We start from the raw sequence: 19611 nt of genomic DNA on the forward strand, positions 1-19611 counted from the left end.
GTCTATCACGGATCCAGGATCAATCGGACATCACGCCTGCCCGGCGCGCACCCCCTCCTCGACCCGGTCGCCCAGGTCCTTGTCGACGTTGCGCCAGTATTCGAACGCGCGCACCAGGACCGGTTCGGTGACTCCCTTGAGTAGATGCCCGACGATGTTGGACACCAGTCGCTCACGGGCCGCGTCGTCCAGCACCTTGCGCACCATCGTGCCGGCCTGGCCCCAGTCGTCGTCGTCCTTGCGGAGCGTGTACGCCTGGTGAACCATCTCGCCGTCGCTGAACCAGCCGGCCGACTCGCCGGACACGTCGACGTCGGCGTGCGGTCCGCCCTTCGAGTTCGGCACGTACACCGGGTCGCCGCGGTTGTGGTGCCGCAGCTGCCCGTCCTTGGTGTACGACGCCAGCGGCGCCGCGTGCGGCGAATTGACCGGCAGCTCCTTGTAATTGGAGCCGATGCGGTAGCGGTGGGCGTCCGGGTACGAGAACCAACGGCCCAGCAGCATCTTGTCCGGGCTCGGGCCGGTGCCGGGGACCGAGTTGCTCGGTTCGAACGCCGCCTGCTCGATCTCGCAGTGGTAGTCGGTGGGATTGCGATCGAGCTTCATGGTGCCGACGTCGATCAGCGGGTAGTCCCCGTGCGGCCACACCTTCGTCAGGTCGAACGGGTTGAACCGGTAGGTCTTCGCCTCCTCGTACGGCATGATCTGCATCTTCAGCGTCCACGTCGGGTAGTCGCCCCGGTCGATGGCCTGCCACAGATCCCGCATGTGATAGTCGGTGTCCGTCGCGGCCATCAGGTCGCCTTCCTCCTGGGTGAGGAACTCGATGCCCTGATCGGTCTTGAAGTGGTACTTCACCCAGAACCGTTCGCCCGTCGCGTTGACCCACATGTAGGTGTGGCTCGAATACCCGTTCATGTGCCGCCACGAGCGGGGGATCCCGCGGTCACCCATCAGCCACGTCACCTGATGTGCCGACTCCGGGGAGAGCGTCCAGAAGTCCCACTGCATGTCGTTGTCGCGCAGATTGTTGTCGGCCCGCCGCTTCTGGGACCGGATGAAGTCCTGGAACTTCATCGGATCGCGGACGAAGAAGATCGGGGTGTTGTTGCCGACCAAGTCGAAATTGCCCTGCTCGGTGTAGAACTTCAGGGCGAAGCCGCGCGGGTCGCGCCACGTGTCCGGGCTGCCCCGCTCGCCCGCCACCGTGGAGAAGCGCGCCAGCATCTCGACCTTCTTGCCGGGCTGGAACAGGTCGGCCTTGGTGTAGGCGCTCACGTCGTTCGTCACCTCGAAGGTGCCGAACGCGCCGCCGCCCTTGGCGTGCGGCTGCCGCTCGGGCACGCGTTCGCGGTTGAACTGGGCCATCTTCTCGATCAGGTAGTAGTCCTGGAGCAGGATCGGCCCGTCGGGTCCGACGGTCAACGAATGTTGGTCGCTCGGTACCGGGATTCCGGAGTCGTCGGTTGTGTAGTTCGACATCTCATTCCTTCCCTACGAGTCACGGCGTCCGTGGGGTAGAGACGATGAGGCGGCGCGTACCGAGCGCGCCATCCATCACTTACCAGCCGACCACTTCGCAGCCGATCCGTCAACCGATGTGCGACGCTGAACCGATCGCCTCGCCGAGAGGAGCGCGACGTGGACGAACCGTTTCCCGCGTACCGCGAGGTGGCGCCGCACCGGTACCGCGAGACGTCCGGTCTGTACTACGAGGACTTCGTGCCCGGGGACGTGTTCGAGCACCGTCCGGGCCGGACCGTCACCGACACCGACAACATCTGGATGACGTTGCTGACCATGAACACTCAGCCGGTCCACTTCGACGCGGCCTACGCGGAGCGCACCGAGTGGGGCAGGCTGCTGGTCGATTCGACCCTCACGCTCGCGATCCTCACCGGCATGAGCGTCCGCACCGTGAGCGCGAAGGTGGTCGCGAATCTCGGCTGGGACAAGGTGCGCGCCACCGCGCCGGTGTTCGGCGGGGACACGCTGTACGCCGAGTCGAGGGTGCTGGCCAAACGGGAGTCGCGGAGCCGGCCCACCCAGGGCATCGTGACGGTCGAGACCACCGGCCGCAATCAGCGTGGCGACGTCGTGATGACCTTCGAGCGAACGATGTTGATCCACAAGCGCGTCGGCGCCCCGGACGCCGACTGGTGAGCGCTCAGTCCCGCGCCCGCGCCAGCTTCGACGGCCACCAGATCGGCTTGCCGATGTCGTGCGAGAGGGCCGGCACCAGGACGCTGCGGACGACGATCGTGTCGAGCAGGACACCGAACGCGACCGCGAAGCCCACCTCCGCGAGGAACACGAGCGGGAGCACGCCCAGCACCGCGAACGTGCCCGCCAACACCACGCCGGCGGACGTGATCACCCCGCCGGTGACCGCGAGCCCGCGCAGCACCCCGGTGCGGGTGCCGTGCGTGAGCGTCTCCTCCCGCACGCGGGTCATGAGGAAGATGTTGTAGTCGATGCCCAGCGCGACCAGGAACACGAACGCGTACAACGGGAACGCCTGGTCCGCGCCCGCGAAATGGAAGACGTGCGTGAAGAAGAAGCCGCACACCCCCAGCGTCGCGGCGAAGCTCAGCACCACCGTCGCGATCAGGATCAGCGGCGTCAGCAGGGACCGCAGCAACACGGCGAGCACCACGAAGATCACGACGAGGACGATCGGGATGATCAGGTTCCGGTCGTGCACCGACGCGGTGTGCAGGTCGAGCGTCGCGGCGGAGCTGCCGCCGACCTGGGCGTCGGCGCCGGGCAGCGCGTGCAGCGTGTCCCGCAGTCGCTCCACGGTCTGCAGCGCTTGGGGCGAATCGTACGAATCGGCAAGTGCCGCATTGATCACCGTCCGCCCGTCGATCGGTGCCACGTTCAGCAGCGCGGGCGGGCAGCCCGGCGGCAACTGCTGCGCAGTAGCGGCGCCGCCGGAGTTCTGCAGCAACGCCTTGACCTTCGCGATGTCGACCTGCACGCACACCGATCCCGGGCCCTGGCGCACGCCCTCGACACCGCTCGTCGCCTTGATGACCGCGTCGGTGCTCGACGCGTTCGCGGTGATGACGGCCGGCGCCCCGGCGCCCTGGTCGAAGTTGGCGTCGTACAGCGCCTGGCCGCGGATCGCCTCCGGCTCGTTGGTGAAGTTCTCGGTCGCGGTCAGCCCACCGGTCTGCAGGCTGCCGATGCCGACCGCGAACAGCACCACCAGCAGGGCGGTGGCCCCGATCCACGCGGGACGGTCGCGCCGCCCGACGACGTCGGCGATCCGCCCCCACAGCCCGTGTGTCGCAATGTCTGTCGCACCGTCGACCTGGGGCTTGCGGGGCCAGAACACCCAGCGCCCGACGGCCGACAGCGCGACGGGCAGGAACGTCATCATCACCAGGTAGGTGCACGCGATCCCGATCGCGGCGACCGGGCCGAGGCTCTTGTTCGAGTTCAACTCCGAGAAGCCCAGACACAGCAGACCGAGGACGACGGTCACCGCGGACGCGGTGATGGCGGGCGCGGATTCCTTCCAGGCCTTGATCATCGCGTCGAAGCGGTTGTCGTGGAAGTGCAGTTCCTCGCGGTAGCGGGAGATCAGCAGCAGCGCGTAGTCGGTGCCGGCGCCGATCACGAGGACGAACAGGATGCCCTGGCTCTGCCCGGTGAGCGTGAGGATGTCGTGGTCGGCGAGCAGGTAGATGATCATCGACGACAGCCCCAGCGCCAGCAGCGCCGAGAACAGCGGGAAGAACCACAGCACCGGCGACCGGTACACGACCAGCAGGATCAGGACCACCACGAGCAGCGCCACCGCGATCAGGGTGGAGTCGAGGCCTTCGAATGCGTCGATGAACGCGACCAGCAGGCCGCCCGGGCCCGCCGGAAGCACCTGGAGATCCGGGCTCACGGCGTTCTGGGCGGCGTCGAGAACGTTCTGTTCGGCGGCCGCGAGCTCGGGGCCGGTGGCGGTGGTCTCGTCCTGCTGGGCGATCAACGGCACGAACACCGACGCGGTCGTGCCGTCGGCCGAGTACTGGGTGGGGGTGACGCTGGACGCGTCGACGCCCTCGACCGATGCCATCGAGACGCGCGCGCGGTCGATCGCCGCCTTGTCCGCGTCCGTCAGACCGCCGTCGCGGTGGAACACGACCGCGCCCGGAATCGTCTGCAGGTTCACGAACTTCGCGGTCTCGTTCGCGACGATCGTCGATTCCGCCGACGACGACAGGTAGGACGCGTTGTCGTTCTTCTGGATGTCGGTGAGCTTGCTCTGGAACGAACCACCGAGTCCGCCGAGGAAGAACACGACGATCGCCAGCGTGACGACGGTGAACACCGGCCAGCCGCGGGTGACCCGGTCGACCGTGCCCGGCGGGGTTCCGTCCGTGGACTCCACTCGTGTCATTGGTGCTCCTGTACGAAGTCGTGGTGGGCAACCAATGCAGACCAGTACAACACGCGACGGCCGCTGGGGTAAGGCGATCAGTGCCGACCCGGCAGGTCCACTTCGTCCGGCGACTTGTCGTCACGCAGACCCTTCCAACTGGGATGCCGCAGGCTCCCGCCGACGTACTCGCGATATTCGACGTCGCCGACGAGAAGCGGCTCCACCCACCGGGCGTCACGCGATTCCCGCGCGGGCGGAGCGGCGTCCAGCGGACTGGTCGGCCGTTCGAGAGGTTCCAGCTTCTCGAGGAGCGCCCGCCGGGTCGCGCCGGTGAATCCCGTGCCGACGTGCCCGATGTAGACGAGCCGGGCGTCGTCGTCGCGGGCCGCGAGAAGCAGAGACCCGACACCCCCGCGGGCCGATCCCGTTCCCGGCACCCATCCGACGACGATCACCTCGGTGTTGCTCCGGAGCGGCGTCTTGACCCAGTCGGGGGAGCGGATGCCCGGCCGGTAGATCGAGTCGACGCGCTTGGCGACGATTCCTTCCAGGCGATGCTCCCGCGCCAGGTCGAGCATCCGGCCGCCGTCGCCGTCCACCCAGTGCGGTGGCACGCGCACCTCCGGCGCGTCCAGTCCGAGTCCGTCGAGCAGCTCCCGTCGCCGCAGGTATCCCCGGGACGTCGTCGAATCACCCTCGAGCGCAAGAACGTCGAACACGTAGTAGGTGACCGGCGTGGTGCGGCGCAGTGCGGCGGTCGGCCGCAGCACGTGCATCCGATGCTGCAGGCGGGAGAACGAGGGGCGCCCGTCGGCGTCGAGCGCCACCACCTCGCCGTCGAGGACCGCCGCGCGCCCGGCGAGCAGCCGGACGAGGGGATCGACGAGCTCCGGATAGGCGCCGGTGGCCTCGATCCCGTTGCGGCTGAAGAGCCGGCACACGCCGCCCGCGACCGACGCGATGATGCGCTGACCGTCCCACTTCATCTCGAACGCCCACCCCTCGCCGGCCGGTGGTCGGCCCAGGGTGGCCAGCATCGGCTGGGGCGGCGTCGATCGCGGGCCGGTCATGTCAGCGCGGTCCGATCCCGCCCGCACCACCGGTGACGATCGCGACCTTTCCGGCAAGCCTCATGATTCTCCTCCGATGTCGTTGGGGCCGTGTCCGGTCCGCCCGATGGAGCCTCGGTCCCGACGATACGGCGGTCGGGTGGCCCCGGGGAGGGAACGCGGCGCGGTGATCGGGGATAGTCTCGAGGTGAGGGTGTGGTTGCGTCCCGGCGAGGTGAGAGGACGATGGACCGCCACCGACCAACCGATCGGCGGTATCGGCCGTGAACGGCGGCACGCTGCTCGACGCCGTTCTCGTGCTGGTGTTCGTCGTGGTGGGCGGCGTGTTCGCCGCGACCGAGATGGCGCTCGTGTCGCTGCGCGAGGGTCAGATCCGAGCGCTCGCACAGCGCGGCCACCGCGGCACACGGGCGGCCGCCCTGGCCCGGAACCCGAATCGCTTCCTCTCCTCGGTCCAGATCGGCGTCACCGTGGCCGGATTCTTCTCCGCCGCGTTCGGCGCGTCGACACTCGCGCCGAGTTTCGCTCCGACGCTGGAGGACTGGGGTCTGTCGGTCGGCGCGGCGGACGCCGTGGCGCTCATCGGTACGACTCTGGTGATCGCGTACCTGTCGCTGGTGCTCGGGGAGCTCGTTCCGAAACGTATTGCGTTGCAGAACGCCACCGGCGTCGCGCTGGTGACGGCACCCCCGCTGGACCGATTCGCGACCGTCGTCCGTCCGGTAATCTGGTTCCTGTCGGTCTCGACCAACGTGCTCGTCCGCATCCTCGGCGGGGACCCCTCCCGCAAGAGCGAGGAGATCACGTCCGGGGAACTGCGCGAGCTGGTCCTCGGGCACGCCGGCATCGCCGACGAGGAACGCCGCGTACTCTCCGAGGTGTTCGACGTGGGGCAGCGGACGCTGACCGAGGTGATGCGCCCGCGGACCGAGGTCGATTTCCTCGCCGCGGACCTCCCGGTTCGCAAGGCGCGCGGCGAGGCCCTGGCGCTGGGCCACAGCCGGTACCCGGTCGTGGGAACCTCGCTCGACGACATCGTGGGGTTCGTCCACGTTCGGGATCTCCTGCTCGCCGATCTCGACCGGACGCCCGCCGTCGGTCAGCTGTGTCGGACGATCCTGCGGTTGCCCGGGTCCAAGCCCGCGCTCGCCGCCCTGTCGCTGATGCGCCGCGGCAACGAGCAGATCCTCCTCGTCGTCGACGAGTACGGGGGCACGGCCGGTATCGCGACCCTCGAGGACATCGTCGAGGAGGTGGTCGGCGAGATCGGTGACGAGTTCGACCCGCTACCGAGGTCCGCGCCCGCCGCTCCCGACGCGGGTCGGGAGATGGACGGATTGCTCCTGGTCGAGGACTTCGAGAAGGAAACCGGGGCAACGGTTCCGGTGGGTCCGTACGAAACCGTCGCGGGCTACGTGCTGCACCGGCTGCAGCGCCTGCCGCGGGTGGGGGACGGCGTGGACGTGGACGGGTTCCGGCTGACGGTCAGCGAACTGGACGGCCGACGGATCGCGGCGTTGCGACTCTCGCCCCGCTATTCCTCCGGCTCCGCGTAGCACTCCCGGACCCCGACATCCATCGGGAACCGGACGGCGGTGTCGCCGAACAGGAGTCGCGTCGCCGCATCGGCGGCGGCGAGGACGTGCGCGGCCGCGGCGTCGGGGCGGCGGGTGTGCACCACCACCTCGTCGTGCTGGAAGAACACCAGTTCGCCGTCGTCGGGTGAATCGGCCAGTCGGCGCCGCAGATCCGCGAGCAGGCACAGCGCCCACTCGGACGCCGTCGCCTGCACGACGAAGTTGCGCGTGAACCGGCCGCGGGCGTGCGCGTCCCCGTTCGACCACCAGGAGTCCGACGGCGGTGGGCAGGCCCGGCCGAGCCACGAGTGCACCACCTCGCCGCGCTCGCCGGCCCGGGCGGCGTCCTCGACGAACTGCACCGCCACCGGAAAACGCTTGCGCAGCATGGTCAGTAGCGCGCGGGCATCACCGGCGGTGGCGCCGTAGAGGACACCGAGGATCGCGACCTTGGCCTGCGCGCGATCACCGCCGAACGCCTCCGCCGCGACGGGGGAGTAGAGGTCGTCGGCGCCGGCAGCGGCCACCATGCGCGGATCGGCGGACATCGCCGCGAGGATGCGCGGCTCGAGCTGGCCGGCGTCGGCGATCACGAACGTGTGCCCGGGGTCGGCGATCACGCTCGAACGCAACGCCTTCGGGATCTGCAGCGCACCGCCGCCGCGGCTGGCCCAGCGGCCCGACACCACGCCGCCCGGCACGTACACCGGCCGGAACCGGTCCCCGCGGACCCACGCGTCCAGCCACGTCCAGCCGTTGGTGCTGTGCAGCTTCGCCAGGTCGCGGTAGCGGAGCAGCGGTTCGACGGCCGGGTGGTCGACCTCGCGCAGCAGGTACTTGCGGGTGGAGCCGAGCTCGATGCCCTCGCGCGCGAACGCCGCCACCACCTCCGGCTGCGACGCCGGGTTGACCGGCCGCCCGAACGCCGCCCCCACCTCGTCGGCGACCTCGCGCAGCCGGACCGGCGGCACATGCTCGGGGGTGCGCGGACCGAGCGCACGCTCGAGCAGCGCGCGATGCGCCGCGGTCGAGAACGGCAACCCGTCGTGGCTCATCTCCGCCGCCGCGAGCCCGCCCGCCGACTCGGCGGCCACCAGCAGTCGCAGCCGCGGATCGTCGGCCACCGCGGCCAGTTGCCGCCGGTGCCGTTCGACGACGACGTCGGGCGGGGTCGTCGGCACCGCGTCGAACAGTCCCGGCCGATCGTCGACGGGGACATCGGCGGCGGGAGTGACCCGACCGGCCCGCATGTCGAGCAGCGCGCCGGTGAGCCGCAGATCGTGGCACCGCCGCACCCGGACACCGTCCGCCAGCAGCGGCGGACTGACCCGGGCGGTGTCCTCGAACACCCAGCGCGGGTGCTCGGCCGCCTCGATCTCGCGGACCGTGGCGGCGACGTCGGACACGCGTCGCGGCTCGCCGAGCACCGTGCCGGACTCGTCGGTCCGGACCAGCGTGGCACCGTCGCTGTCGGGTACCAGCACCGTTCTCACGCCGACCAGTGTGCGTGACGGCACCGACACCGCCTAGGTGACGGCAGTGCCGCGGGCGATGTCCCCGTCGCGGCGACTCGGGTGAACCGCCCAGGACGGGAGCCACGTCGGCTCGGGGACAGGGGCCAGGCCGCGGAAGTGGTCGACGATTCCGCGCAGTCCGGGGTGCGGATTCGTTCTGGGCAGGATGAGCGAGATCGGGTAAGCGAGCGTGGGGTTGGCGATCGGGATCCGGCGCAGGTCGTAGTTCGTCGGCCAGATGTAGCGATCGCGCGCGCCGACCAGGGTGGCTACGTCCGGGGAGTCCGCGAGCGTGTCGAACAGCACCTCGTTGCCGAAGTTCGGGCCCGCGGCATCGATGCGGAGATCGAAGGCGGCGCTGAGCTGATCGTAGAACTCCGCCCATTCGCTGCGGGGCGCGATACCCGGCACCCAGATCCGATGCCGGCGCAGCTGCGGTGGTGTCAGCGTCCGCGCGGAGGCGAGGGGATGTCTCGGGCCGACGAGGAGTTCCAGCGGCGAGTCGAACGCGTGGATCATGTGCACGGCGCCCGGCAGCGTTGCCGGATCGGTGACCGTGCGGAACGATGCGTCGATCTCGCCCGCCTCGACGGCGGCGACCGCCGCCCGCGGGTCGTTGACCTTGAGGGTCACCACGTCGAGGTCGATTTCGGAATGCGCCCGCCAATAGTCGTGTAGGACAACGGCTTGCGCGGTCCGCAAGCCGAGGACGTCGATCCGCAGGGCCCGCGAGCCCGGCCGCACCGCGGCGACGGCGCGATCGACACCCGTGACGATGCTTCGTGCGTGGGGAAGGAACGCCTGGCCGTCGAGCGTCAGCTCGACCCCGCGGGCGGTACGGGTGAACAGGCGGACCTCGAGCTCGCGCTCGAGGGTCGCGATCCGCTTCGAGACGGCCTGTTGCGTCACGCCCAACTCGCCGGCCGCGTGTTGGAGCTGTCCGAGCTCGGCCGCGCGGACGAAGGATCGCACTGCCTCGGTATCCACCGGCCCAGCCTACAAGTGCCCAACCGATCGTTGTGGCTCTCCGGCGGCCAGTTGTTTGATCCTGCACCGATGCGGCTGATGTGATTCCGGTCCCCCCAAACATCGGTTGTGGCAGAGGAGTCGCATGCGCGTGCAATCGGGACGCAGCCTCGACCGGCTGTGGTCGGCCTACGCCGTCAGTGCCTACGGCACGTGGATCGCCTTCGGTGCGTTCCCCCTCATCGCGGTGCACGTGCTGCACTCATCGGCCTTCGCCGTCTCGCTGCTCGACGCGGCCGGGCTGACCGTCGCGGCGATCGTGGCAGTCCCGCTCGGGCCCTGGATCGAACACCGGGCCAAACGACCGGTGATGATCGCCATGGACCTGGGCCGGTTCCTCGCGATGGCGAGCGTTCCGATCGCGTACTTCGTCGGCTTGCTGACCTACGGCCAACTGCTGGTCGTATCGGTCGTCTCCGGAACCGCGGGCATCGCCTTCACCGCCGCGTCCGGCGCGTACCTGAAACACCTCGTCCGGGGCGACCAGCTCCTTGTCGCGAACGGAAGATTCGAAGGCACGAGCTGGGTGGCGACCGCGGTGGGGCCGCCCCTCGGCGGCGCACTCGTCGGGCTTCTCGGCCCGGTCGTCACCGTCGCCGCCGACGCCGTCAGCTTTCTGCTGTCTGCGCTCGGGGTCCTCCGCATCCGTGGCGACGACGTCGCGGCTCCCCGGGACACGGCCACCGGATTGCGCGTCACCGACCTCCTGGGCGGCTGGCTGTTGATCCTTCACGACCGCGCACTACGGCGCCTGTTCCTCAACTCGATCCTGGTCGCCGGCCTGATCACGGCCACCGTCCCGCTCCTGGCCGTCCTCCTGCTGGGCGAATACCACTTCCCGGCCTGGCAATACGGTCTCGCGTTCGGCGTCCCGGCGCTCGGCGGCTTCGCGGGTGCCCGTCTCTCCGCGCGCCTCGTCGCCCGCTACGGCCGTCACCGAGTCATGACCGTCTCCGGCTGGCTGCGCTCGATCTTCCCGCTCGGCCTCGCCTTCATCCAACCCGGCATCGCAGGACTCCTCACGGTGATCGTCGTCGAGGGCCTGCTGATCACCTGCATGGGCATCTTCAACCCGATCAGCGCGACGGAACGCCTGCAACGCACTCCCGCCGATCACGCCGCACGAGTCCTCACCGCATGGAGTGTCAGCAGCAAACTCCTCCAAGCTGCCCTCGTGGTGGTCTGGGGCATCCTCGCTACGCTCACCGACCCGCTCGCCGCGATCACCGTCTCCGGCGTGCTGCTGCTGGCCACCCCGCTCCTGCTGCCCAAGCCCGAGCACATGCTCGATCCCGTGACGGCGCCGACCGTCTAGGCGGTCGGCTCCTCCGCCGCGTCGGCGGGTGTCGCGGCCGGGTAGCGGCGGGCCACGTTCTCCTCGGCCGAGGGTCCCGGCGCCCAGGGCGCGATCCAGGGCCCGGTGCCCTCGGTCTGATCGAGCACCCCGGTCTCCAGCCAGGTGTACTCACCGCCGAGCACCTTGCGAGCGATGCGGTGGTCGGTCTCGTCGGTGTTCTCCCACAGCGCGGCGAACAGTCGCTCGACGCGCAGCCGGGACTGCCGGCAGAACGCGTCGGCCAGGTCGGTGGCGGTCGCGCCCCGGGCGGGATCCTCGGTGCGTTCCATCTCGGCGCGCACGCAGGCCGCCGACATGGCGAACAGTTCCGCGCCGATGTCGACGATGCGGCCGAGGAAGGACTGGTGCTTCTCCATCCCGGCCTGCCAGCGCGCCATGCCGTAGAACGTGGATCGCGCGAGCTTCCGGGCGTTTCGCTCGATGAACCGCAGATGTGTTGCCAGTGAACCGAATTCACCGTAGGAGTTGGGCAGTTGCCCCTTGCCGGAGACCAGGTGCGGCAGCCACTTGGCGTAGAAGCCGCTGGCCCCCAGCGCGGCCTTGGCCTTGTGCTGCATGTCGGCCTTGGGGTCGGCCAGATCGCCGGCTGCGGTCAGGTGCGCGTCGACGGCTTCGCGGGCGATGAGCAGTCGCATGATCTCGCTCGACCCCTCGAAGATCCGATTGATTCGCAGGTCTCGCAGCAGTTGTTCGGCCGGCACCGCGCGCTCACCGCGGGCGGCCAGCGACGCGGCCGTCTCGTAGCCGCGCCCGCCGCGGATCTGGATGAGTTCGTCGGCGATCTGGCACGCCATCTCGCTCGCCCACAGCTTGGCGAGCGCGGCCTCGATGCGGATGTCGTTGCGGCCCTCGTCGGCCATCTGACCGGACAGATCCAGCACTGCCTCCAGCGCGAACGTGGTGGCAGCGATGAACGAGATCTTCGCGGCAACCTCGCCGTGTTCGCCGATCGGCCTGCCCCACTGCACCCGCTCGGCGGACCACTCGCGGGCGATCTTGAGTGACCACTTGCCGGCCGCGGCGCACATCGCGGGCAGCGCCAGTCGGCCGGTGTTCAAGGTGGTCAACGCGATCTTCAGGCCGTCTCCTTCGCGTCCGATCAGATTCTCGGCCGGGACCCGCACCCGGTGCAGTCGGGTGACGCCGTTCTCGATTCCCCGCAGACCCATGAAGGCGTTGCGGCGTTCGACGGTGATGCCGGGGGAGTCGGCCTCGACCACGAAGGCGCTGATCCCGCCGCGATGACCCTCGCTCCGCGGGACGCGCGCCATCACCACGAGAAGTTCCGCCACCACACCGTTGGTGGTCCACAGTTTGACGCCGTCGAGCAGGTAGGCGGCGCCGCCGTCGACCGGAGTGGCGGTCGAGGCCATCCGGGCCGGATCCGAGCCGACATCCGGTTCGGTCAGCAGAAACGCCGAGACGGCGCCCTTCGCGCAGCGCGGCAGGAAGGCCTGCTTCTGCGCGGGGGTGCCGGCCAGCTTCAGCGGCTCCGGCACGCCGATGGACTGGTGCGCCGACAGCAGCGCGCCCACGCTCGGGTGCACGGAGGACGCCACCATCAGGGCGCGGTTGTAGGCGACCTGGGACAGGCCGAGCCCGCCGTACTCGGTGGGCACCTTGAGCCCGAAGCAGCCGAGTTCGGCCAGGCCCGCGACGTACTCGTCGGGGATGCGGGCGTCCCGCTCGATCACCGACCCGTCGAGACCGCGGCAGTACTCCTCCAGCTGGGCGATGAACGCCTTCGTCCGCTCCTCCTCCGCGGGCGCAGGCCTGGGAAAGGGGTGTACCAGGTCGAGCTGGAACCGGCCGAGGAACAACTCCTTGGCGAAGGACGGCTTTTCCCAGCCCTCCTCGCGTGCTTCCTCGGCGACAGCTCGCGCCTGTTCTTCCGTCACCTCGGTAGGTGCAACCATGATCCGCCTCCTCGACGAGAGCGATCGAAGAACCTATCCACAAAGCTACTGGCGAGTATTCCCCTCGATCCGGGTTTGCGGAACCCGTGCCAGAATCGATGCGGAGGTAACGATGGTCAGCTCGGCAAGGCCCCCGACGTACACAATGCGCCAACTGTTCGTATTCGTGGCCGTCGCCGAGACCGGCACCATCCGCGCCGCAGCCGACCGACTGCACGTGTCCCAGTCCGCGGTCTCGCTCGCGATCACCGAACTGGAACGCGGGCTCAAGTCCCAGCTGTGCGTGCGCCGCCGCGCGCACGGCGTCCAGCTGACGCCGACGGGCGAGCGGGTGCTGACGCGGGCGAAGGCCCTGCTCGAGCAGGCCGGGGACCTGGCCGCGGAGGCGTCCGGCGCCGCGGGCGTCCTCACCGGTCCGCTCGCGATCGGCTGCTACTCGTCCCTGGGCCCGACGCTGCTGCCCCGGCTGCTCTACGAGTTCAACCAGCTGCACCCGCAGGTGACGGTGGACTTCGTCGAGGACACCCAGGACCGGCTCGAGCAACGCCTGATGTCGGGCGAACTGGACCTCGCGATCGTCTACGACCTCGACCTGTCGCCCGAGCTGCGGCGGACCCGGATGGACACCCGCCAGCCGGCGATCCTGCTGCCCGCCGAGCACCGGCTGGCCGACGCCCCCGTCATCGAGCTGGCCGAACTCGCGGACGAACCGATGGTGCTGCTCGACGCGCCGCCGAGCTCGTTCCACGCCCTGCAGATGTGCAGCCGGGCCGGGTTCACCCCGCAGATCCGATTCCGCCCCAAGAACTTCGAGACGGCCCGCGCGCTCGTGGGCCGCGGCTTCGGCTGGACCCTGCTGATCCAGCGCCCCCAGCTCGACGTCACCTACGAGGGGCTCGGCGTCGTCGTGCGTCCCGAGGTGGAGCCGCCGGTGCCCGAGGTCGACATTCTGCTGGTGTGGTCGCAGGACGCACTCCTGAGTCGCGCGGCGCGGGCGTTCGTGGAGTTCGCGGCGGACGGCGACGGCACTCCCTTCTGACCCTCCGCGCCGACCTATCCGCAGGATTCCTGCGCTTCTACCTCGCTTTCTTGCGCTTTTCACACGATGTGATCCAGGTCAAGATGTCCTGCAGGCCGCTTCGTCGGCGCGCGTGCAGGTGGGTCTCTTCCCTGCGCGGTTCCAGAGTTGAAAGGCACCCGAACCATGACGGCAACCATGGCTGCGGCTCCGCCGCAGGAGTTGCACCGCAAGGCACGCAAGGCCGCGCTGGGCAGCTTCGTCGGCACCGCGATCGAGTGGTACGACTTCTTCATCTACGGCACGGCTGCCGCGCTGGTGCTCGGTCACCAGTTCTTCCCGAACTCCTCGGACCTGGCCGGCACGCTGGCGTCGTTCGCGACCCTCGCCGTCGGGTTCATCGCGCGCCCCATCGGTGGCGTCGTCATGGGCCACTTCGGTGACCGGGTCGGTCGCAAGTCGATGCTCGTGATCTCGCTGCTGCTCATGGGCTTCGCCACCATCGGCATCGGTGTCCTCCCCAACTACGACGCGATCGGAGTGTTCGCCCCGATCCTGCTGGTGACGCTGCGCTTCATCCAGGGCCTCGGCGTGGGCGGCGAGTGGGGTGGCGCGGTGCTCGTCGCCACCGAGAACGCCCCCGAGGGCCGCAAGGGTCTCTACGGTGCCGCCCCGCAGATCGGTGTGCCGGCGGGCGTCCTCGTCGCGAACCTCGTCTACCTGCCGCTCACCGCGTTCATGAGCGACGAGACGTTCAAGGCGTGGGGTTGGCGAATCCCGTTCCTGCTCAGTGCCGTCCTCGTCCTTGTCGCGATGTGGATCCGCCTCGGCCTCGAGGAGAGTAGCGAGTTCCAGGAGTCCAGGGACGACAAGCAGCCCGAGAAGTTGCCGATCGTCGAGGTCCTCACCAAGCACTGGAAGACGGTCCTGCTGGCCGGCGGCACGTTCATCGCCACCAACGGCATCGCCTACGCGTACATGGTCTACGTCCTCAAGTACGGCGAGAAGGAACTCGGCTTCAGCAAGACCACGATGCTGTTCCTGCTGATCGGATCGTGCCCGTTCTGGATGGGCGGCATGGCGTTCAGCGCCTGGAAGTCCGACACCCTGGGCCGCCGCACCGTCTACGTCCGCAGCTCGATCGCCCTCGTCGTCGTGGCCGCCGTGTTCTTCCCGCTCATGGACACCGCGGTGCTGCCCGTCATGGCCGCCGCGATGATCGCGATGGGCTTCGTCCTCGGCTGCTGTGCCGGTCCGCAGTCCGCGCTGTTCGCGGAGCTGTTCCCTCCGGCCATCCGCTACTCGGGTGCCTCCCTCGGCTACCAGATCGGCGCCATCCTCGGCGGCGGCCTCGCCCCGATCATCGCCACCGCGCTGTACGCAAGCTTCGACACGTCGCTCGCGATCACCGGCTACTTCGTGCTGATCGCCCTGGTCAGCCTCGCCAGCATCCTCGTGTTGAAGGTTCCCGGTACCAAGTCCTCCCGTCCGATCGAGCAGGAAGCGGTCTGATCATGTCGACCTACTACCAGCCCAAGAAGTACGCGGCCTCGGACTTCGAGTCCATGGCCGCCGGCGACGAGACTCTCCCGGTCGTCATCGTCGGTGCCGGACCCGTCGGCATGGCCGTCGCGCTCGGCCTCGCGCAGCGCGGCATCCCCGTCACGATCCTCGAGGCGGCCGACCAGGTGTCGTTCGGCAGCCGCGCGATCTGCATCTCGCGGCACAGCCTCGAGGCCGCCGCGCGCCTCGGCTTCGGCGCCGAGCTCGCGAAGATCGTGCTGCCCTGGGTCGGTGGCCGCAGCTTCTACCGCGACCAGCAGGTGCTGCACTTCCAGATGCGCAACGCCGAGCACGACGTGCGCCCGCCCATGATCAACGTCTCCCAGTCGGAGTTCGAGCAGATCATGGTCGACACGATCGAGGCGAACCCGCTCATCACGCTGCACTGGTCCGCGAGCATCGCCGGCGTGCTGCGCGCCGACGACGAGGTCACCCTCGAGATCGACACGGCGTCCGGCAAGCGCCACCTGCGCGCCCGCTGGGTCGTGGCGGCGGACGGCGGCCGCAGCCGCATGCGTGAGCTCGCGGGTATTCGCATGCAGGGCAACAACTACGACGGCCGCTACGTCATCGCCGACATCCACTGGGAGTCGGAACTGCCGGCCGAGCGCATGGTCTGGTTCGACCCGCCGAGCAACCCGGGCTCGACGATCATCATGCACAAGCAGCCCCGCGACATCTGGCGCATCGACTACCAGCTCGACCCGTCGGAGGACGCCGAGGTCGAGACGCAGGAGGACCGCATCCGGGACCGCATCACGCGGCACCTGGAGTGGTTGCGCAGCGATCTGCCGTGGACGCTCGAGTGGCACGGCTTCTACAGCGCCCGCGCCCTCGCGCTCGAGGACTTCGCCCACGGACGCATCCTGTTCGCCGGCGACGCGGCCCACCTGGTGCCGATCTTCGGTGTCCGCGGCCTGAACTCGGGCATGGAGGACGCCGAGACCCTCGCGTGGCAGCTGGCCGCCGTGATCCACGGCAACGCGGGTCCCGAACTGCTGCAGGCATACTCGGTGGAGCGCCACGACGCGTGGCGGCAGAACGTCGCGAACGCCGGCAAGAGCACGCTCATCATGTCGCCCGGCAGCCACGGCTACCTGACGACCCGTGACGCGATCCTCGCGCTGTCGGTGACCCGGCCCGAGTTCAGCCACCTCATCAACCCGCGCCAGTCCAGCGCCACCGACGCGCGGATCTCGCCGCTCACCTGGCCGACGCCCGCCGACGCCACGGGTGTCGCGGCCGGTGATCCGGTCGAGGACCGCCGGGTGGTCACGCACGACCGCACCGAGACGTCGCTGAATATGCTGCGCGGCAACGGTTTCGCGGTGCTCGGCGTGAAAGTCGACGCCGCGGCGCTCGCGGCCGCCACGGCGACGCTCGCGGGTGCGCTGGCGCCGGAGTCGGTGCGCGCCATCCTGATCGGAACGGACACGTCGGACGCGTCCGTCGCGGTCGTGCCCGACGCCGACGGCCGGGTCGCCGCCGCGCTCGGCGCTCGTGACGGCGAGGTCTTCGTGGTCCGCCCCGACGGTCTGCTGCTGTGCCGCATCGACGGTGTCGGACGCATCGAGGACGTCGCCCGGCACCTGAGCCTGGGCGACGCCCCGGCCGGCGCGAGCGCCGCCGTCGACAGCGGACCGGCGATCGATCCGGCCGAACTGCGCCGCGAGAACGTGTGGATGGGCCTGTCCGACGCCCTCGACCAGGTCCGCGACAACGACCGCGAGGGCTTCCTGGCCCGCCTGGCCCTGGTGCTCGGATCGCAGCTGGGGCAGCGCGAGTTCGAGGAGGCCATCGCGGCCGCCACCGACCCGTCGCTCACCGTCCCCGCCGACGACAACGCGGACGTCACCATTGGTGGCTAAGCGTTGCGGGCCAGGGTTTCCCGCTGACCCGCAACGCTCCCGGTGAGCCGCGTCAGACGACCGGGACGGTCACCGAGGTCACGGCCTCCGATTCGGGCACCTGGCTGGGGTCGTTGAGATAGACGTTGAAATGGTGGGTCGAGACATCGTCGTCGGCGCGAGCGATCCGTAGACCGTTGTCACTGATGAAGGCCGCGATCCGCTCGTGTGCCTGCGGGATCGCCTCGGCGAACGGGCCCGTCACGGTCGCGCGCACCGCGCGGCGAGCCGGGAAGTGCAGCGCGAGGAGCGGGGCTTGGACCTCGACGCCGGCAGCGGTCTCCACGAACACCGACTCATCGACGTCGGATTCCCGGAATTCGCCGTCGTGTTCGATGCAGCCGCTCGGCCCGGTCATCGCGACCTTCTGCCGCTGGAGCTCGGGCATGAAACGCCCCCACAGCTGCCCTTCGGCGGCGTAGTCGGGCACCGTCCCGCGCAGCGTCACGAGTGTCTGCGCGGGGATGTCGATCAGTTGAACCTCGATGTCGGACATGGTGTTCTCCAGTTCGTCTTGGTCGAGCATGTGCTCGATGAGGGCCAGCCGATGCCGGGCCGAGGCGGCCTCGTCCACGAGTGTCCGGCGCTGCAATCGCAGCGCAGCGCCGTACGCGGGAGTGCCGAACACGGCGAGCAGGGCTCCGATGGCGGACACGCCGAACCCGACGTCACGCAGCTGCCGAATCCGGCCGGCATCACCCAGTTGCTCCGGTGAATACCAGCGATATCCGCTGGCGCCGTCGACCGCGGCGGGAATCAGCACGCCGCTCGCGTCGTAGTGCCGCAGCATCCGCACGCTGATCCTGCTCAACGAGGAAAAGCGGCCGATGGACATCAGCTTCGAGGGGTCGGTCACGGAACGAGTCTGCAGCCTCACACGATGTCAGAGTCAACCCGACACGGCGGTGCGGGCCAGGGATTCCCGCTGACCCGCACCGCGCTGTTCATCGGAGTAGGAGTGCTCCCAGACGGCGGGCCGCGGCCATGACGGCCTCACCCAGCTTCTGCTCGTCGGACGAGTCGAACACCGAGACGCCGATGCTGACGAGGTCGGCGGGGCGACGGTTCGGCAGTGCCGCCGAGATACCCGTGACCGAGTGAGTCACCTCCCCGGACGTCACCGCGAACCCGCGCTCGCGGGCGCGGGTCACCTCGGGGCGTTCCCCCTCCCGCGGCGGTAGTGCCGCGAGCATCGCCAACCCGGCTGACCCGCGGTTGATCGGGTCGATCTGACCGGCGTTGAAGCCGACGTGGGCGCGCGAGTTCCGCGGCTCGATGACCATCAACGCGCGTACCGCGTCCTCGCCCTCCCGGACCGCGAGGTGCGCCGTCGCCTCCACCGTGTCTGCGAGTTCTTCGAGGATCGGACGCGCGAGCTCCCGCAGGTCCTGCTCCACCGCACCCGCGAGCGTGACGAGGCCCGAGCCCAGCAGGATGCGCTTGTTCTCGGTGCGTCGGCACAGGCGGTGCGCCTCGAGTGTGCGTACCAGTCGATCCGCGACCGTCCGGTGCACGCCGATGCCCTCGCCGATCTCGGTGATCGTCAGCCCGTACTTGTGCTGCGTCAGCAATTCGAGGATTTCGAGGCCGTTGTGCAGCGTTTTCGACATCCGCGAATCGAGCTGTACGCCGTTCGTTCCCCCAGGACTTTCGTTCGTTTGTTCGTCGGAACCGACCGATGCCATGGATCCCTCCCTTGACGTGTGTGAGGCGAGACACCTACTCTTCTTCTTAATCGCACTATGCGTTCGATTATCGCACACATGGCGGGGCGGTGCAATCCCGATCGGGAGGCACCGGAGAGTGACCGAGGAGTTCGTTTCATGACCGAGACCGGTATCGAGAGCCGCACCGACGTCGGCGCGGCCGCGTTCGTGGAGATCCACCAGCTGTACGGCCGTCAGAGTCATCTCATCGACGAGGGGCACGCGGCCGAGTGGGCGGCCACCTTCACGGCCGAGGGTGAGTTCCACTCGCCCAGCTACCCGGCCCCGGTCGTCGGAACGACTGCGCTCACCGAGTTCGCGCACGGGTTCTTCACGAACGCGTCCGTGGCGGGCGAAGCGCATCGGCACGTGCTCACCAACATCGTTGTCGGACGCATCGCAGACGACGAACTCGAGGTCCGCGCCTACCTGCAGATCGTCGCGACACGGATCGGCGGGGATTCCCGTCTCGTGCGGTTCACCACCGTCACCGACCGCGTCGTGCGAGAGGACGGGTGCTGGCGCATCGCGCGCCGCACCGTCCGACGGGACGACCAGAACCGACCGGCCTGACCG

General features: G+C 69.3%; 15 protein-coding genes. 7 read left to right on the forward strand and 8 right to left on the reverse strand.

Annotated features, from left to right (window positions below; all coding sequences use genetic code 11):
• Positions 1-30: 30 nt before the first annotated feature.
• The gene (locus tag ABI214_RS15390) at positions 31-1482 is read right to left on the reverse strand and encodes a catalase (RefSeq protein ID WP_348603394.1); all 1452 of its coding nucleotides are present in this window, start codon (positions 1480-1482) and stop codon (positions 31-33) included.
• 159 nt (positions 1483-1641) lie between these two features.
• On the opposite strand from ABI214_RS15390, the gene ABI214_RS15395 reads away from it, so the two are divergent.
• A complete protein-coding gene (locus ABI214_RS15395) occupies positions 1642-2163 on the forward strand; it encodes a MaoC/PaaZ C-terminal domain-containing protein (protein WP_348603395.1) in 522 nt (173 codons plus the stop codon).
• Between the two features lie 4 nt (positions 2164-2167).
• On the opposite strand, the gene ABI214_RS15400 is transcribed toward ABI214_RS15395, so the two are convergent.
• Positions 2168-4399 carry an MMPL family transporter gene (locus tag ABI214_RS15400; protein ID WP_348603396.1) on the reverse strand — a complete coding sequence of 744 codons (2232 nt, stop codon included), beginning with the start codon at positions 4397-4399 and terminating at the stop codon, positions 2168-2170.
• 77 nt (positions 4400-4476) lie between these two features.
• Complete coding sequence (gene ligD / locus ABI214_RS15405; protein WP_348603397.1) at positions 4477-5451, reverse strand: non-homologous end-joining DNA ligase; 975 nt, start codon at positions 5449-5451, stop codon at positions 4477-4479.
• A 263-nt stretch (positions 5452-5714) separates the two neighbouring features.
• Here ligD and ABI214_RS15410 point away from each other — a divergent pair, with 263 nt between their 5' ends.
• Positions 5715-7007 carry a hemolysin family protein gene (locus tag ABI214_RS15410; RefSeq protein ID WP_348603398.1) on the forward strand — a complete coding sequence of 431 codons (1293 nt, stop codon included), beginning with the start codon at positions 5715-5717 and terminating at the stop codon, positions 7005-7007.
• Here ABI214_RS15410 and ABI214_RS15415 read toward each other — a convergent pair.
• Together ABI214_RS15415 and ABI214_RS15420 are read right to left on the reverse strand one after the other, a co-directional pair.
• Positions 6986-8521, reverse strand: coding sequence for a bifunctional 3'-5' exonuclease/DNA polymerase (locus ABI214_RS15415; RefSeq protein WP_348603399.1), 1536 nt, complete (start codon positions 8519-8521; stop codon positions 6986-6988). The two genes, ABI214_RS15410 and ABI214_RS15415, sit on opposite strands and share 22 nt — an antisense overlap.
• Before the next feature lie 33 nt (positions 8522-8554).
• Positions 8555-9529: a LysR family transcriptional regulator gene (locus ABI214_RS15420; RefSeq protein WP_348603400.1), complete on the reverse strand. Its 975-nt coding sequence runs from the start codon at positions 9527-9529 to the stop codon at positions 8555-8557.
• Positions 9530-9653: 124 nt separating this feature from the next.
• Between ABI214_RS15420 and ABI214_RS15425 the strand changes: the two genes are divergently transcribed.
• On the forward strand, positions 9654-10883 hold the full coding sequence (locus ABI214_RS15425; protein ID WP_348603401.1) for an MFS transporter: 1230 nt from the start codon (positions 9654-9656) through the stop codon (positions 10881-10883).
• On the opposite strand, the gene ABI214_RS15430 is transcribed toward ABI214_RS15425, so the two are convergent.
• Complete coding sequence (locus ABI214_RS15430; protein ID WP_348603402.1) at positions 10880-12841, reverse strand: acyl-CoA dehydrogenase family protein; 1962 nt, start codon at positions 12839-12841, stop codon at positions 10880-10882. The genes ABI214_RS15425 and ABI214_RS15430 overlap by 4 nt on opposite strands.
• Positions 12842-12953: 112 nt before the next feature.
• Here ABI214_RS15430 and ABI214_RS15435 point away from each other — a divergent pair, with 112 nt between their 5' ends.
• From ABI214_RS15435 to ABI214_RS15445, 3 genes are all read left to right on the forward strand, one after another.
• Positions 12954-13880, forward strand: coding sequence for a LysR substrate-binding domain-containing protein (locus ABI214_RS15435; RefSeq protein WP_348603403.1), 927 nt, complete (start codon positions 12954-12956; stop codon positions 13878-13880).
• Between the two features lie 165 nt (positions 13881-14045).
• Entirely contained in the window at positions 14046-15371 is a 1326-nt protein-coding gene (locus ABI214_RS15440) for an MFS transporter (protein WP_348603404.1), read from the forward strand.
• A 2-nt stretch (positions 15372-15373) separates the two neighbouring features.
• A complete protein-coding gene (locus ABI214_RS15445) occupies positions 15374-17290 on the forward strand; it encodes an FAD-dependent monooxygenase (RefSeq protein WP_348603405.1) in 1917 nt (638 codons plus the stop codon).
• A gap of 52 nt (positions 17291-17342) precedes the next feature.
• Here the strand turns inward: ABI214_RS15445 and ABI214_RS15450 are convergent, their stop codons facing one another.
• Complete coding sequence (locus ABI214_RS15450; RefSeq protein WP_348603406.1) at positions 17343-18185, reverse strand: MerR family transcriptional regulator; 843 nt, start codon at positions 18183-18185, stop codon at positions 17343-17345.
• Between the two features lie 88 nt (positions 18186-18273).
• The gene (locus ABI214_RS15455; protein ID WP_348603407.1) at positions 18274-19014 is read right to left on the reverse strand and encodes an IclR family transcriptional regulator; all 741 of its coding nucleotides are present in this window, start codon (positions 19012-19014) and stop codon (positions 18274-18276) included.
• Between the two features lie 138 nt (positions 19015-19152).
• On the opposite strand from ABI214_RS15455, the gene ABI214_RS15460 reads away from it, so the two are divergent.
• Complete coding sequence (locus ABI214_RS15460; protein ID WP_348603408.1) at positions 19153-19608, forward strand: nuclear transport factor 2 family protein; 456 nt, start codon at positions 19153-19155, stop codon at positions 19606-19608.
• The last annotated feature ends 3 nt before the right edge of the window (positions 19609-19611 follow it).

It is taken from the genome of Prescottella soli, from assembly GCF_040024445.1.
In the GTDB taxonomy this organism is placed as follows: Bacteria; Actinomycetota; Actinomycetes; order Mycobacteriales; family Mycobacteriaceae; genus Prescottella; species Prescottella soli.

Excerpts from the sequence above, each read along its gene's own strand:
- ABI214_RS15390 (WP_348603394.1), bottom strand. The coding sequence starts at position 1,482 with ATGTCGAACTACACAACCGACGACTCCGGAATCCCGGTACCGAGCGAC.
- ligD (WP_348603397.1), bottom strand. The coding sequence starts at position 5,451 with ATGACCGGCCCGCGATCGACGCCGCCCCAGCCGATGCTGGCCACCCTG.
- ABI214_RS15445 (WP_348603405.1), top strand. The coding sequence starts at position 15,374 with ATGTCGACCTACTACCAGCCCAAGAAGTACGCGGCCTCGGACTTCGAG.
- ABI214_RS15425 (WP_348603401.1), top strand. The coding sequence starts at position 9,654 with ATGCGCGTGCAATCGGGACGCAGCCTCGACCGGCTGTGGTCGGCCTAC.
- ABI214_RS15455 (WP_348603407.1), bottom strand. The coding sequence starts at position 19,014 with ATGGCATCGGTCGGTTCCGACGAACAAACGAACGAAAGTCCTGGGGGA.
- ABI214_RS15435 (WP_348603403.1), top strand. The coding sequence starts at position 12,954 with ATGGTCAGCTCGGCAAGGCCCCCGACGTACACAATGCGCCAACTGTTC.
- ABI214_RS15460 (WP_348603408.1), top strand. The coding sequence starts at position 19,153 with ATGACCGAGACCGGTATCGAGAGCCGCACCGACGTCGGCGCGGCCGCG.
- ABI214_RS15400 (WP_348603396.1), bottom strand. The coding sequence starts at position 4,399 with ATGACACGAGTGGAGTCCACGGACGGAACCCCGCCGGGCACGGTCGAC.
- ABI214_RS15430 (WP_348603402.1), bottom strand. The coding sequence starts at position 12,841 with ATGGTTGCACCTACCGAGGTGACGGAAGAACAGGCGCGAGCTGTCGCC.
- ABI214_RS15440 (WP_348603404.1), top strand. The coding sequence starts at position 14,046 with ATGACGGCAACCATGGCTGCGGCTCCGCCGCAGGAGTTGCACCGCAAG.